This is a genomic window from Pseudomonas sp. 2FE (genome assembly GCF_005503735.1).
GTDB lineage: Bacteria > Pseudomonadota > Gammaproteobacteria > Pseudomonadales > Pseudomonadaceae > Aquipseudomonas.
The window spans coordinates 87220-100309 of record NZ_SCMO01000014.1; the positions used below are offsets into that span (position 1 = coordinate 87220).

General features: G+C 63.6%; 14 protein-coding genes and 1 tRNA gene. 7 read left to right on the plus strand and 8 right to left on the minus strand.

Annotated features, from left to right (window positions below):
• Window position 1 precedes the first annotated feature (1 nt).
• The 7 genes from lolB to ychF all read left to right on the plus strand — a co-directional run bounded on the left by lolB (window position 2) and on the right by ychF (window position 5069).
• Window positions 2–634: a lipoprotein insertase outer membrane protein LolB gene (gene lolB, locus FFS12_RS17915; RefSeq protein ID WP_137888819.1), complete on the plus strand. Its 633-nt coding sequence runs from the start codon at window positions 2–4 to the stop codon at window positions 632–634.
• 1 nt (window position 635) lies between these two features.
• Window positions 636–1487 carry a 4-(cytidine 5'-diphospho)-2-C-methyl-D-erythritol kinase gene (gene ispE, locus FFS12_RS17920; RefSeq protein WP_137888821.1) on the plus strand — a complete coding sequence of 284 codons (852 nt, stop codon included), beginning with the start codon at window positions 636–638 and terminating at the stop codon, window positions 1485–1487.
• Window positions 1488–1521: 34 nt separating this feature from the next.
• Window positions 1522–1596 (plus strand) — tRNA-Gln (locus tag FFS12_RS17925).
• Window positions 1597–1642: 46 nt separating this feature from the next.
• Window positions 1643–2584 carry a ribose-phosphate pyrophosphokinase gene (locus FFS12_RS17930; RefSeq protein ID WP_137888823.1) on the plus strand — a complete coding sequence of 314 codons (942 nt, stop codon included), beginning with the start codon at window positions 1643–1645 and terminating at the stop codon, window positions 2582–2584.
• Window positions 2585–2710: 126 nt separating this feature from the next.
• The gene (locus tag FFS12_RS17935) at window positions 2711–3313 is read left to right on the plus strand and encodes a 50S ribosomal protein L25/general stress protein Ctc (RefSeq protein ID WP_137888824.1); all 603 of its coding nucleotides are present in this window, start codon (window positions 2711–2713) and stop codon (window positions 3311–3313) included.
• Window positions 3314–3345: 32 nt separating this feature from the next.
• A complete protein-coding gene (gene pth, locus FFS12_RS17940) occupies window positions 3346–3930 on the plus strand; it encodes an aminoacyl-tRNA hydrolase (protein ID WP_137888826.1) in 585 nt (194 codons plus the stop codon).
• A gap of 41 nt (window positions 3931–3971) precedes the next feature.
• Window positions 3972–5069 (plus strand): redox-regulated ATPase YchF, encoded by a 1098-nt coding sequence (gene ychF / locus FFS12_RS17945; protein WP_137888828.1) that lies wholly within the window; start codon window positions 3972–3974, stop codon window positions 5067–5069.
• An 81-nt stretch (window positions 5070–5150) separates the two neighbouring features.
• Here the strand turns inward: ychF and FFS12_RS17950 are convergent, their stop codons facing one another.
• Genes FFS12_RS17950 through FFS12_RS17985 form a run of 8 tightly spaced genes read right to left on the minus strand, consistent with a single transcriptional unit; the run spans window position 5151 to window position 13011 of the window.
• The gene (locus FFS12_RS17950) at window positions 5151–6194 is read right to left on the minus strand and encodes a flavin reductase family protein (protein WP_171011912.1); all 1044 of its coding nucleotides are present in this window, start codon (window positions 6192–6194) and stop codon (window positions 5151–5153) included.
• An 11-nt stretch (window positions 6195–6205) separates the two neighbouring features.
• A complete protein-coding gene (gene phnE, locus FFS12_RS17955; RefSeq protein ID WP_171011913.1) occupies window positions 6206–7279 on the minus strand; it encodes a phosphonate ABC transporter, permease protein PhnE in 1074 nt (357 codons plus the stop codon).
• 10 nt (window positions 7280–7289) lie between these two features.
• On the minus strand, window positions 7290–8033 hold the full coding sequence (locus FFS12_RS17960) for a phosphonate ABC transporter ATP-binding protein (RefSeq protein ID WP_137888834.1): 744 nt from the start codon (window positions 8031–8033) through the stop codon (window positions 7290–7292).
• A gap of 10 nt (window positions 8034–8043) precedes the next feature.
• On the minus strand, window positions 8044–8916 hold the full coding sequence (locus FFS12_RS17965; RefSeq protein WP_137888836.1) for a phosphate/phosphite/phosphonate ABC transporter substrate-binding protein: 873 nt from the start codon (window positions 8914–8916) through the stop codon (window positions 8044–8046).
• A 14-nt stretch (window positions 8917–8930) separates the two neighbouring features.
• Entirely contained in the window at window positions 8931–9605 is a 675-nt protein-coding gene (locus FFS12_RS17970) for a hypothetical protein (RefSeq protein WP_137888838.1), read from the minus strand.
• Window positions 9602–11215, minus strand: a complete 1614-nt coding sequence (gene cimA, locus FFS12_RS17975; protein WP_137888841.1) for a citramalate synthase — start codon at window positions 11213–11215, stop codon at window positions 9602–9604. The genes FFS12_RS17970 and cimA overlap by 4 nt, the downstream gene beginning before the upstream one ends.
• Window positions 11196–11828 (minus strand): CoA pyrophosphatase, encoded by a 633-nt coding sequence (locus tag FFS12_RS17980; RefSeq protein ID WP_171011914.1) that lies wholly within the window; start codon window positions 11826–11828, stop codon window positions 11196–11198. Before FFS12_RS17980 ends, cimA begins: the two co-directional genes overlap by 20 nt.
• A gap of 22 nt (window positions 11829–11850) precedes the next feature.
• Window positions 11851–13011: an MFS transporter gene (locus FFS12_RS17985; protein WP_137888844.1), complete on the minus strand. Its 1161-nt coding sequence runs from the start codon at window positions 13009–13011 to the stop codon at window positions 11851–11853.
• Window positions 13012–13090: the final 79 nt, after the last annotated feature.

The following is a 13090-nucleotide window of genomic DNA, read 5'->3' on the forward strand; positions in this document are numbered from 1 at the left end:
CATGCGTTTGCGCCACCTCATCGTTATCGGCCTGCTCACCCTACTCAGCGGCTGCGCCGGCCTCACCTCCTATGAAGCGCTGAAAGGCCAGGGTGATCCCGCCCACTGGCAAGCCCACAAACAGCGGATCAGCACGCTCGATGCGTGGCAGATCAGCGGCAAGGTCGGCATCCGCGCCCCGCGTGGCGCCGGTAAAACAGAAAGCGGGAGCGCCACCTTGTTCTGGCTGCAACGCCAGGGCTACTACGACATCCGCCTGTCCGGCCCGCTTGGCCGTGGCGCCGCGCGCCTGACCGGTCGCCCTGGCAAGGTGACACTCGAAGTGGCCAACCAGGGCCGCTATCAGGCCGACTCACCCGAAGCACTGCTGGATGAACAGTTGGGCTGGAAGCTGCCAATATCCCACCTGATCTGGTGGGTGCGTGGCTTACCGGCACCGGACAGCAAGAGCATCCTGACACTGGACAGCACCAGCCACCTCGCCCGCATGGAGCAGGACGGCTGGCAGGTCGAATACCTCAGCTACGCCGAGCAGAACGGCTACTGGCTGCCGGATCGCCTCAAGCTGCACGGCCGTGACCTCGACGTCACCCTGGTGGTCAAGGACTGGCAACCGCGCCAGCTCGGTCAGTGACATGCCCGCGGCACGCCTGACCCTGCCGGCACCGGCAAAACTCAACCTGATGTTGCATATCCTCGGCCGCCGCGCCGACGGCTATCACCAGTTGCAGACACTGTTTCAGTTCCTCGACTACGGCGACGAACTCAGTTTCGCCCTGCGCGAAGACGGCGAGATCCGCCTGCACAGCGAAATCGCCGGCGTCCCCCACGACAGCAACCTGATCGTCCGGGCCGCGCGCCAACTGCAACAGCACAGCGGCTGCCTGCTCGGCGCCGATATCTGGCTGAACAAACGCCTGCCCATGGGCGGCGGTATCGGTGGCGGCAGTTCCGATGCGGCGACCACCCTGCTCGGCCTCAACCACCTGTGGCAACTGGGCTGGGATGCAAACCGCATGGCCACACTGGGCCTGGGCCTGGGCGCCGATGTGCCGGTATTCGTCCACGGTCACGCCGCCTTCGCCGAGGGCATCGGTGAGCGCCTGACCCCGGTTGAGCTGGCCGAACCCTGGTTTCTCGTGGCCATACCGCAAGTAGCTGTCAGCACAGCAGAAATTTTCTCCGACCCGGAGTTGACACGCGATACTCCGGCGATTACATTGTCGGCCGTTCTCGAGCGGGGCGGTCGAAATGACTGTCAGTCGGTGGTCGAGAAGCGTTACCCAGATATTCGTAACGCTTTGATCTTGCTAAACAAATTTGTTTCAGTTAGATTAACCGGCACTGGTGGTTGTGTTTTTGGGAGCTTCCCTAACAAAGCCGAAGCTGATAAAGTCGCGGCCCAACTTCCAGTCTCCCTGCCAGGGTTTGTCGCAAAAGGCAGCAACGTTTCGATGTTGCACCGCAAGCTACAAAGCCTGTCCTGAGAAACGGATGCTCGGCATCCAGTTGCAACATTACAGGGGCGTCGCCAAGCGGTAAGGCAGCAGGTTTTGATCCTGCCATGCGTTGGTTCGAATCCAGCCGCCCCTGCCATTTTCTATACTCATCCTGATATACCCTCAGCCGGCAGGTACTGCGCGTGTCCAAGATGATGGTCTTTACGGGGAATGCTAACCCCGATCTGGCGCGGCGTATCGTACGTCAGCTGCATATCCCCCTCGGCGATGCCTCTGTTGGAAAGTTTTCCGACGGCGAAATCAGCATTGAGATCAACGAAAACGTCCGCGGTAAAGACGTCTTCCTGATCCAGCCGACATGCGCGCCAACCAACGATAACCTGATGGAACTGGTGGTGATGGCTGATGCCTTCCGCCGCTCCTCGGCTTCTCGAATCACGGCGGTAATCCCCTACTTCGGTTATGCACGCCAGGATCGCCGTCCGCGTTCTGCCCGTGTAGCCATCAGCGCCAAAGTGGTGGCTGATATGCTGACCGTCGTCGGCATTGACCGGGTTCTCACTGTCGATTTGCACGCCGATCAGATTCAAGGCTTCTTCGATATTCCCGTGGATAACATCTACGGCTCCCCGGTGCTGGTGGATGACATCGAAGATCAGCGCTTTGACAACATGATGATCGTCTCCCCGGATATTGGCGGTGTGGTGCGTGCGCGTGCCGTCGCGAAATCCCTCGGGGTCGATCTGGCGATCATCGACAAGCGTCGCGAGAAAGCCAACCAATCGGAAGTGATGCACATCATCGGCGATGTCGAAGGCCGTACCTGCATCCTGGTCGATGACATGGTCGACACCGCCGGCACACTCTGCCACGCGGCCAAAGCCCTGAAAGAACACGGCGCAGCCAAGGTATTTGCCTACTGCACCCACCCTGTTCTCTCTGGCCGTGCCATCGAAAACATTGAAAACTCCATGCTCGACGAGCTGGTGGTGACCAACACCATCCCGCTGTCTGCCGCTGGACAAGCCTGCAAACGTATCCGCCAACTGGATATCGCGCCGGTAGTCGCTGAAGCGGTTCGCCGTATCAGCAACGAAGAATCGATCAGCGCGATGTTCCGCTAAGGGCTAAACCCCTGGCTAGATTGCGTAGAACGAAAAGCGCCCCGCCTCGTGCGGGGCTTTTTGCCGAATCGCCCGAGCGCCGGTCGCAAGCGCTGCGGGCGTTGTCGTTTATATTGGAGATACACCATGAATGAATTTACCCTGAATGCTGAAGTGCGTTCCGACCTGGGGAAAGGTGCGAGCCGCCGCCTGCGTCGTCTCGCCAGCCAAGTTCCTGCCGTAATTTACGGTGGCGAACAAGCTCCGCAATCCATCAGCCTGCTGGCTAAAGAAGTGGCCAAACTGCTGGAAAACGAAGCCGCTTTCAGCCACGTGATCAGCCTGACCGTTGACGGTAAAGCCGAAAGCGTTCTGATCAAGGCTCTGCAACGCCACCCGGCCAAAGGCCACGTGCTGCACGCTGACTTCCTGCGCGTTGTCGCCGGCCAGAAGCTGACCGCTCACGTACCGCTGCACTTCATCAACCAGGAAACCAGCGTTGCCGTTAAGCAACAAGGCGCCGAAGTTTCTCACACCGTTGCTGAAGTCGAAGTTTCCTGCCTGCCGAAAGACCTGCCGGAATTCATCGAAGTCGACATGGCTAAAGTTGAAATCGGTCAGATCGTTCACCTGTCCGAGCTGACAGCTCCGAAAGGCGTTGAGTTCGTTGCACTGGCTCACGGTAACGACCTGGCTGTTGCCAACGTCCACGCTTCCCGCGTAGCTAAAGAAGAAGGCGCAGCCGAGTAATTACTCGCTTAGTCTGAGGAAGGGCTCCTGTCGTGACTGCCGTGCAACTGATCGTCGGCCTGGGTAATCCAGGCGCCGAATACGAACAGACCCGGCATAACGCAGGGGCCCTTTTTGTTGAGCGCCTGGCGGCGGCCCAACGGGTCAGCCTCGCTGTAGAGCGCAAGTTTTTCGGCCTGACGGCGCGGTTCAGCCACCAAGGCCACGACATTCGTCTGCTGATCCCGACTACCTTCATGAACCGCAGCGGCCAAGCCGTAGCGGCGCTGGCGAGCTTTTACCGGATCCCGGCAGAGGCCATTCTGGTAGCGCACGACGAACTCGATTTGCCGCCCGGTGTCGCCAAGTTCAAACAAGGCGGCGGCCACGGCGGGCACAACGGGTTGCGCGACATCATCGCCCAACTCGGCAATCAGAATACCTTTCACCGCCTGCGGCTTGGCATCGGCCACCCGGGCGACAGCAACAAGGTAACTGGCTTCGTCCTCGGCCGCGCACCCCGCACCGAACAGGAGAAGCTGGATGCCAGCATCGACTTTGCCCTCGGCGTGCTGCCGGAGGTTTACGCCGGGCATTGGAACCGTGCGATGAAACTCCTGCACAGCCAGAAGGCCTGAACCACTTTATTTACCGAACTCATCTCCGCGAGGGATACACCATGGGATTCAACTGCGGCATCGTCGGCCTGCCCAACGTCGGCAAGTCCACCCTGTTCAATGCCCTGACCAAGGCCGGCATCAGCGCGGAGAACTTCCCCTTCTGCACCATCGAGCCGAACAGCGGCATCGTGCCGATGCCTGACCTGCGCCTCGACGCCCTGGCAGCCATCGTCAAGCCCGAGCGCGTCCTGCCGACGACCATGGAGTTCGTCGACATCGCCGGCCTAGTGGAAGGCGCCTCCAAAGGTGAAGGTCTGGGCAACAAGTTCCTCGCCAACATCCGCGAAACCGACGCCATCGCCCACGTGGTGCGCTGCTTCGAAGACGAGAACGTGATCCACGTGTCGAACAGCGTCGACCCCAAGCGCGACATCGAGATCATCGATCTCGAACTGATCTTCGCCGACCTCGACAGCGTCGAAAAGCAGATCCAGAAGGCTCAGCGCAACGCCAAAAGCGGCGACAAAGAAGCCGTCGCCTTGAAAGACCTGCTGGAAAAGCTGCAAAACCATTTCACCGATGGCAAGCCAGCCCGCACCCTGCTGAAAGACCTCAGCGACGACGAGAAGCTGCGCATCAAGTCCCTGCACCTGCTGACCGTCAAGCCGGTGATGTACATCGCCAACGTTGCCGAAGACGGCTTCGAGAACAACCCGTTGCTAGATGTGGTTAACGCCATCGCCGCCGCCGAAGGCGCGGTCGTGGTACCGATCTGCAACAAACTGGAAGCCGAGATCGGCGAACTGGAAGAAGAAGAGAAAGCCGAATTTCTCGCCGACCTCGGCATGGAAGAGCCAGGCCTCAACCGCGTGATCCGCGCCGGTTACCAGCTGCTCAACCTACAGACCTACTTCACCGCCGGGGTGAAGGAAGTTCGCGCCTGGACCGTGCGCATCGGCGCCACGGCACCGCAAGCCGCCGCAGTGATTCACACCGACTTCGAGAAAGGCTTTATCCGCGCCGAAGTGATCGCCTACGACGACTTCATCCAGTTCAAGGGTGAGGCCGGGACGAAAGAAGCCGGTAAGTGGCGCTTGGAAGGCAAGGACTACATCGTCAAAGACGGCGACGTCATGCACTTCCGCTTTAACGTCTAACCTCGCGTGGGGTGCGATTTATCGCCCCCGCGTCCGCAATGCCCGGTAGAGGCGGATTTATTCGCCCCTACCACCCTCTGATCAGCCCTCCAACGCCAGCTCGCACGCCGATTTCGGGCTGGCCTGACAGCAGAGTAGGTAGCCCCGTGCGATCTCGTCCAGCGTCAGGAAGTCGGTGGCGCCAGCGTCCAGCTCGCCCGTCACACAGCGCGCCATGCAGCAGCCGCATTTGCCCTGCTCGCAGCCGGACGGCAAGTCCAAGCCGGCCGCACGGGCGCTGGCCAGGATGCTCTGCCCTGCCGCAGCCAGCAGCCGATGGGTCTCGCCACCGTGTTGCAGCACGACTTCATGCAGTGCCTCGCCGCCGGCCGGCGCCGGGATCTGCGCGGACGGGGTGAAGGACTCGCAGTAGCAGCCGCCGAACCGTTCCGTCTGCGTCACGACCCGCTCCTGCACCTGCTCCATCCAAGTCGCGGGCCCGCACAGATAGACGTCCGGGCAGTCGCCCCGCGCCAGTTCGCCGAGCACCCTGCCCGCCAGCCCTTTCTCCCAGGCACCCTGCAGGCGGGTGTACCAGTGGTGCACCTCCAAACGTTCGGGGTAGGCCCGGCTCAGCTGCTCCAGCTCCTGGCGGAAGATAGTCTGCTCCGGGTGCGGCGTGACATACAGCAGGCGGCATGGCTGCTCAGTGCTGTGCAGCATGTGCTTAAGCATGGAGATGACCGGCGTGATGCCGCTGCCGGCCGCCACGCCGAGGAACGGCCGCGCGCTATCACGCAGGGTGAAGTCGCCGAGGGCACGGCCGCCGATCAGGCGCGCGCCGACCAGCGGCTGGCTGGTCAGGTAACTGGACACCCGACCGTCACGCACCCGTTTGATGGTGACGCGCAGCTCCGCCTCGTGCGGCGCGGTGCTGAGGGAATAGCAGCGCACGCAGTCCTGGCCCTCGATGGGCAAGTGCAGGCTGAGGTACTGACCCGCCGCATAGCTGAACCCCTCGCCATTGCCCTCGCGCTCGAGAATCAGGGACACCGCCTCGGCGGTTTCCGGCTGCACCCGCACCACCCGGAATCCTTCACCCTGAGGCGCGACAGCCCGCCGCGAAGGCAGCGCAACATCCTGCATGGCCAGCTCCATCAGATGATCTTCCTGCGCAGGAAGGCGCTGGCATAGTCGATCACTATGGTCATCACGATAGTCACCAAGATGAAGGGGGCGGCGCTGTCGTAGGCCAGCGCCGAGAGGTATTCGTGGATCGGCAGGCCGATGCCCTCGGCGCCGATCAGGCCCAGCACCGAGGCGCTGTGCACGTTGATCTCCATGCAGTAGAGCAACTGCGCGAGGATGCCTGGGAAGGCTTGGGGAATCACCGCGAAGGTCACCGCGTTGAACCAGTGGCCGCCGCTGGCCTTGATCCCCTCGACCGCGCCGTAGTCGATGGTCTCGATGGTTTCGGAGAACAGCTTGACCATCACGCCGAAGGAAAACAGGCTGATCGCCAGTACGCCGGGGAACGGCCCCAGGCCGACCAGGGCGACGAAGATCAGGCCAAGCATGAAGGTCGGCAACGAGCGCAGGACCACCATGATGGCGCGGCAAACCAGATACAGCCCCTTGCTCAGCAGGTTCTCGCTCATCAGGTTCTGCGCACAGAAGAAGCTCACAGGCAGCGCCAGGACGAAGCCCAGGGCGGTGCCCAGCAGCGCCACCTCGAGGGTTTGGCGGGCATAGACGAAGACAGCCTCGTGCAGCAGCGCCCAGTTGGGGTGCAGCAGGCCGCGGAGAAACTCGCCGGCCACCGGCAGGCCCTGGATGATGCCGCTCAGCGACACCTGGGTGCTCTGCCCCAACGCCAGCCCGGCAAGGCCGATGAAGGCGATCAGCAGCCAGGGCCAGTTGAGCACCGGTAGCCACCAGGACGGCCGGCGGAACAGCCTCATGACGGCGCAGAGGTCGCCGCTGCCGGCCTCCAGCGGATAGGTCTGCAAGGCCGCCTCGCACTGTTGCCGATAGTTGGCGTGCAAGGTTTGATAGCCCTCGCTGAGCACCAGCAGCAGCCCGACCGCGGCCATGCTCGGCAGATCGAACAGCGCGGCGCTGGCGAGCAGGCACAGGGCGAACATCAGGCTGTCGCGCAGGGCCAGCCAGTAACGCCGGGTTCTGAATTCACGGGCCCCGGGCAGGAACCCCAACAGGACGTTGCCGGACATTGCCGTCTCCTCACGCATAGATTTGTTTCCAGGACGAATCGTTGCCATGGCTCTTAGCCATCACCTGGTGAAACATCAGGTGGCCGGCCTTGAGTCCGACCACGCTGTTGCAATAGGCCTCAACCAGCTCGGCCTGGTGCAGGTTCACCACCACGGTGATGCCGTGCTCCTGATTCAGGCTGTGCAGCAGCGCCATGACGTTGCGCGCATTCAGGGGGTCCAGGGAGGCGACCGGCTCGTCGGCCAGGATGATGCTCGCCTGCTGAGCCAGGCAGCGGGCGATGGCGACGCGCTGCTTCTGCCCACCGGAGAGATCGCGCACGTCGCGGTAGGCGTAGCGCAGCATGCCCACCTGGCTGAGCGCACGCAGGGCGACCTCGCGGTCCTCGACGGTGAAGTAGGCGCCGAACTTGGCCAGCCCGCTCTTGTGCGACAGGCGCCCGACCAGCACGTTGCTCAGCACGCTCAGGCGCGGCATCAGGTTGAAGCCCTGGAACACCATAGACACCTGCCGGCGCAGGAGCGTCAGCTGCTCGGCGCTGCCGCCCAGGACGCGGACCCCGCCGCGGCTGGGCTTGACCAGGCCGTTGAGGGCGCGCAGCAGGGTCGATTTGCCCGCTCCGGAGGGCCCGACCACCGCAGTGAAGCTGCCCGCCTCGATGCGGAGCTGGGGGATGTCCAGCACTATCTGCTTGCTCCCCGGGTAGCACACTTGCAGCTCACGAATATCCAATGCGACGGCTTTCTCGGTCATGGCTATGCCCTCACTCGGCCGACGACAGCAGGCTGGGATCGACCTGTTCCACCACGCTGCGCAGGCCCTGGTATTCCTCGGCCGTGGCCGCGTCGAGACCATCGATGCCGTAGATGTCCTTGAGCCAGCCCTTGGCCTGCGCGTCGCGCGCCATCGCCAGCAGCGCTTCGGCCAGCTTCTCGCGCTGCCCGACGTTGAGGCTGGCGCGGGCGATCTGCGGATCTCCCGGGATCAGCGGGGTGTGGTAGATCACCCGGGTGCGGGGCGCCGCGTCCGGGTAGTACTTGAGCACCTCGGGGTTGAGCCGCGCGTCCTCGTAGACCGCGCCAGCATCCACCTTGCCGGTCAGCACCGAGGTCACCACCGCGTTCTGGCTGCTGAGGCTCAACGACTTGATGTCCTTCTTCGGATCGATCCCGGCCTCGCGCAATGCCGCCTTGGGATAGAGGTTGGCGGAAGCGGACAGCGAATCGCCGAAAGCGAAATGCTTGCCCTTGAGATCCGCCAGGCTGTGGATGCCGCTGTCGGCGCGGACGATGATCATCCCGCGGTAGCCCTTCTGGCCGTGGCGCACGGCGGCGGTCAGCGGCAAGGCACCGGCGCGCTCGTCGATCAGCAGGTAGTTGATCGGTCCGACGAAGGCGAAATCGACGCGCTTGGACTTCATCGCCAGGGCGACGCCGGCGTAGTTGGACAGGGTGATGGCCGTGATCCCGTAGCCGGTCTTGCGGCTCAGATAGTCGGCGATCTTCTGCGAGGAAATCTGGATTTCGTGCACGCTACGTGAGGGCACAAAACCCATCACCAGGTTTTCCTTCACCGGTTCCTCGCCATGGCACAGCGCGGAGACGAGAACGAGCGAAGCGGCTAGCAATCGGAACATGGTTTTCTCCCGTTTTAGAAGTTGAAGCGAACGCCGAGGGACGTGGTGTTACCTTCCCGCCCGAGCAAGGGATCGGCTTCGCTGAGGTAGTTCCAACGGAGGTAGAGGTCCCAATGCCTGTGCACGGGGTGGATAGCGTCCAGCCAGAGATTCCACAGATCGCCCTCCTGGCGGTGGTAGTAAATGTTGTTGCCGCGGATTTCCAAGGGCAGCCCCAGCGGCGTCTTCAGTTGGTAGTAATGCAGGACTTCCCAGTTGCCCAACAGCTCCGAACGGTTCTTGGCGAACACCTGGACGAAGGAGCCGGCGTTCATCCGCCTCAGCAGATCGGCGGTGAACGGCAGCTTGCCGAGTTCCAGTTGCACGCCGACGCTGCTGATGGGTTGCGCGCTGGACCACTTCTGCTCGCGCAGCACCCAGCCCACGCGCTCGTCGAGCGGCTTGCCGAGGAAGAACTCGAAGCGCTCGTGGTCGCTGTCCGCCTGCGGGTCCTTCTCGTTGTCATAGATCTGCAGGAAGTAGGTGCCGCCCTCGAACCGGTGGTACAGGCTTTCGGTGAACGAATAGGTGTCGGCCTCGGACGCGCGCAGCTGCAGACGGCTGATGGTCAACGGCTCGACCGCCCCAGCCGAAAACCCGCAGCCGAGCAGCGCCAAGGCCCAGAGCCTCGTTCTCAGGGCGCCGCTCATGCCAACCGGGCCATGGCCAGCAGGTTTTCCCGGGCGCGGCTGGCGGTGACCAACGCCCAGCGGTAGCACTCGGTGATCGCCAGGCACAGCGCCTGCACCTCGCAGTTCTCGGCCACCGCCATGCTGCGCCTGGGAGTGCCGTGCAGCACCGTGACCCAGGCGCGCTTGCGCGTGCCGTCCAGGGGCTCGACGGCCACCTGCTGGATCTCCAGCGGCTCGAACTCGGGCACCGCACCGCGCACCAGGGTCAGCAGCATGGTCTGGAAGGTGGCCACCGGATCCTCGCCGAAACCGCGGCGGAAACGGATTCGGCCGTCGATGGATACCGCCAGCTCGACCCGGTAATGCTGGCCAGCGCCGATATGCGGCAGCGCCACGCAGACGAGATGCTCCAGCGCCAGACTCTGGTTCGCCGCGCTCAAGCGTTCATGGATCAGCAGTTCGAGGGACAGCTCGGCCTTGTCGAAGGCATAGCCCTGGTTGCTGCGCCGCTTGATCTCGTCGACCAGCTGACTGACGGTCTCCTCGCCGCATTCGCCGTAGCCCAGCTCGGCGAGCTTGTGGCCGATGGCGACCCGCCCCGACTGGTCGGAAATCACCAGGCGCCGGCTGTGCCCGACCCGTTCCGGCGCGACATGCTCGTAACAGCCCGGATGTTTGAGCACCGAGGCGATGTGCACGCCGGCCTTGTGGGCGAAGGCGTTCTCGCCGACATAGGGCTGGTTGGCCGACACCGGCACCCGCACCACCTCGGCCACCTGCCGCGCCAAGCCATGCAGCTGGGTCAGGCGCTCCGGCGTGATGAAGCGCATGCGATAGCCGCACTTGAGGGCGAGCGTGGGAATCAGCGAGCACAGATTGGTGTTGCCGCAGCGCTCGCCGATGCCATTGATGGTGCCCTGCACCTGGAAGGCGCCATGCTCCAGCGCAGCCAGACTGTTGGCCACGGCCGTGTCGGCGTCGTTGTGCCCATGGATGCCGAAGCGCGCGGCGGGGAACTGGCGGCGCATCATGTTGAGGGCCTGGCTGACCTGCGCCGGCAGCATGCCGCCGTTGGTGTCGCAGAGCACGATGCAGTCGGCCCCGGCCGACAGCGCCGCCTCGACCACCGCGCAGGCATAGCCGGGGTTGGCGCTGAGCCCGTCGAAGAAGTGCTCGGCATCGAACACCACGCTGTCGAAGCGCGCGCGGCAGTAGGCCACCGACTCGGCGATGATCTCCAAATTGCGCTCCAGCGGAATCTTCAGCGCCTCGCTGACCTGGAAGTCCCAGCTCTTGCCGAACAGCGTCATCACCGGCACCTCGGCCGCCGTGCCAGCGAGGAACACCGGGTCGCTGTCGACGCGGCGCGCGGGGTGATAGGTGCTGCAGAACGCCGCGATCCGGCTGTTGCGCGGCCTATGCCGGCGCAGATAGTCGAACAACTTGGTGTCGGTGACATTGGCGCCGTTCCAGCCGGCCTCGATGATGTCGATGCCGAAATCGTCGAGCAACTCGATGATGCCGATCTTATCGTTGAGCGAGAAATGCACGCCATTGGTCTGGGCGCCATCCCGCAGAGTGGTGTCGTAAAGCTCGACCAGCCCCGCTTTACTGAAATCCGCTTCCATGGATAGCCTCCTCGCGCTTAAAGCGTTCACCCGTGCAGATGGGCGAGACAGTGCCCGTCAATACATCCCTGAAATGCAGCAGAATGCTGGCAGTCAACCCCCAGACATGCCCCTTGGATATGCCCTGCTCGTGGATCTCCAGCAGGTAAGCTGGCCGGCGCGCGGAGGGAAATTGGCCGGCGGCGTCCTCGGCAATGCCCGCCAGCGAGGACAGGGCCGGCAGCGCGTACTCCACGGCCTCGCTGGCCTGCAGGCGCAGATGCGCCTGCAGGGCCGACTCGGGCAGGGCGCAGACGAACGGCCGGACCAGTTCGCCCTTGCCGTTGTAAAAATCGTCCAGTTCGCCGAGCAGGGTGCCGCAGTCGGCCGGGATGCCGGTCTCCTCGCTGAACTCGCGCCAGGCGCAGACCAGCAGCGAAGCGTCTTGCGGTTCCTGACGACCGCCGGGCAGGCACCAGTCGTTGGCGTAGTGCCGCAGGCCGGCCTGTCTACGGGTCAGCAGCAGCACGGGTTCCGCCTTGGCACGCACGATCAGCGCCAGCATCACCGCCGAGCTTTTCGGCGTTGGCGCCAAGCGCCGCGGCCGATGCTGTTTGAGAGGGAGGGTATTCATCCGCATCACGCCCCGAGCGCCGTCACTGAGAGGCCTGGCGGTAGGCTCGGGACTTCCCGGCCAGTACCCGGCGCACGAAGGGCACGCCGCTGACGACGCAGAGGAGGCCGATCAGCGCCCAGGTGAGCTCGGTGCTGACGGTGTAGAGCCAGGGGATCAGCACGGCGAGGATCAGCGTCAGCAGTTCGGTGAAGCCGCCGAAGGAAGAGACGATCTCGGTGCGCTCGGGATGGCCGTCCACCGCGTCGGCGAACACCTTCATGCCGGCCGGCAGCATCAGCGCAAACACCAGGCTTTCCAGGAGGAACAGCGCGGTGAACAGCAGCACGTGGCTGCCGATGCCGAAGGCCATGATCAGGCCGCCCATCAGGGGCAGGCTCAGGGCGAGGATCTTCTCCGCCGAGATGCGGTCCGCCAGCTTGCCGGTGAAGGGCATCAGCGACGCGGAGATGATCGCCGAGGAGGTGAAGTACAACGCCACGTCGGTGGCCTTCAGCCCCAACTGGGTGGTGGCGTAGAGCGGTAGCACTATCATGAAGCAGAAGAACACGGCGCGCCGGATGATGCTCGGGCCGTATTCCGGCAGAAACTTCATGTGTTCCATCGCCGGGAACAGCCAGTTGTTGCGCCGCGGCGGCACCTGATCGATCGTCGGCACCACCAGGGACAGGGCCGCGCCCAACAGACCGAGCACCGCACCGGCACCGAACATGGCGGTGGTGCCGCCCCACTCGAAGCACACCCCGCCGAGCAGCGGTCCGACCACGAAGCCGATGCCGAAGCTGGAGCCGAAGATGCCCATCAGCTTGCCGCGGTTGTGCTTCGACATGACGATGGCTAGGTCGGTCAGGCAGATGATGCTGATGCCTTCCACCACGCCTTCGAAGAAGCGCAGGGCGATGAAGCCATAGACGTGCTCGACCAACGGATAGCATACGAAGACTGCGCCATAGAGCAGGAAGCTGACCACCAGGGTCGCCTTGTTACTGAGCACCGCGATGACCTGCGCGGCGCAGGTCTTGGACAGCATGCGGCCGAGGATCAGGCTGAGAAAGGGCAGCGACAGCCCGGCCACAGAAAACCCGTAACCCTGCAGGAAGCTGGGCAGCACCGGGATGATCAGGCCCATCCCAGCATTGACCGCAACGGTCAGGCACACCACGACGAAGAAACGCGCGTTCATGTCTACTCCTTGGCCTGGAGCGAAGTCGAGGCAGCCGGGGGCCGTCGACGATCGCCGAAGCTCGATGCGTTATGAGGCA

Coding starts and splice junctions, on each gene's coding strand:
- ispE (WP_137888821.1), top strand. CDS start 636: ATGCCCGCGGCACGCCTGACCCTGCCGGCACCGGCAAAACTCAACCTG.
- lolB (WP_137888819.1), top strand. CDS start 2: ATGCGTTTGCGCCACCTCATCGTTATCGGCCTGCTCACCCTACTCAGC.
- FFS12_RS17935 (WP_137888824.1), top strand. CDS start 2,711: ATGAATGAATTTACCCTGAATGCTGAAGTGCGTTCCGACCTGGGGAAA.
- FFS12_RS17970 (WP_137888838.1), bottom strand. CDS start 9,605: ATGAGCGGCGCCCTGAGAACGAGGCTCTGGGCCTTGGCGCTGCTCGGC.
- FFS12_RS17965 (WP_137888836.1), bottom strand. CDS start 8,916: ATGTTCCGATTGCTAGCCGCTTCGCTCGTTCTCGTCTCCGCGCTGTGC.
- ychF (WP_137888828.1), top strand. CDS start 3,972: ATGGGATTCAACTGCGGCATCGTCGGCCTGCCCAACGTCGGCAAGTCC.
- cimA (WP_137888841.1), bottom strand. CDS start 11,215: ATGGAAGCGGATTTCAGTAAAGCGGGGCTGGTCGAGCTTTACGACACC.
- phnE (WP_171011913.1), bottom strand. CDS start 7,279: ATGTCCGGCAACGTCCTGTTGGGGTTCCTGCCCGGGGCCCGTGAATTC.
- FFS12_RS17985 (WP_137888844.1), bottom strand. CDS start 13,011: ATGAACGCGCGTTTCTTCGTCGTGGTGTGCCTGACCGTTGCGGTCAAT.
- FFS12_RS17960 (WP_137888834.1), bottom strand. CDS start 8,033: ATGACCGAGAAAGCCGTCGCATTGGATATTCGTGAGCTGCAAGTGTGC.
- FFS12_RS17980 (WP_171011914.1), bottom strand. CDS start 11,828: ATGAATACCCTCCCTCTCAAACAGCATCGGCCGCGGCGCTTGGCGCCA.
- FFS12_RS17950 (WP_171011912.1), bottom strand. CDS start 6,194: ATGCAGGATGTTGCGCTGCCTTCGCGGCGGGCTGTCGCGCCTCAGGGT.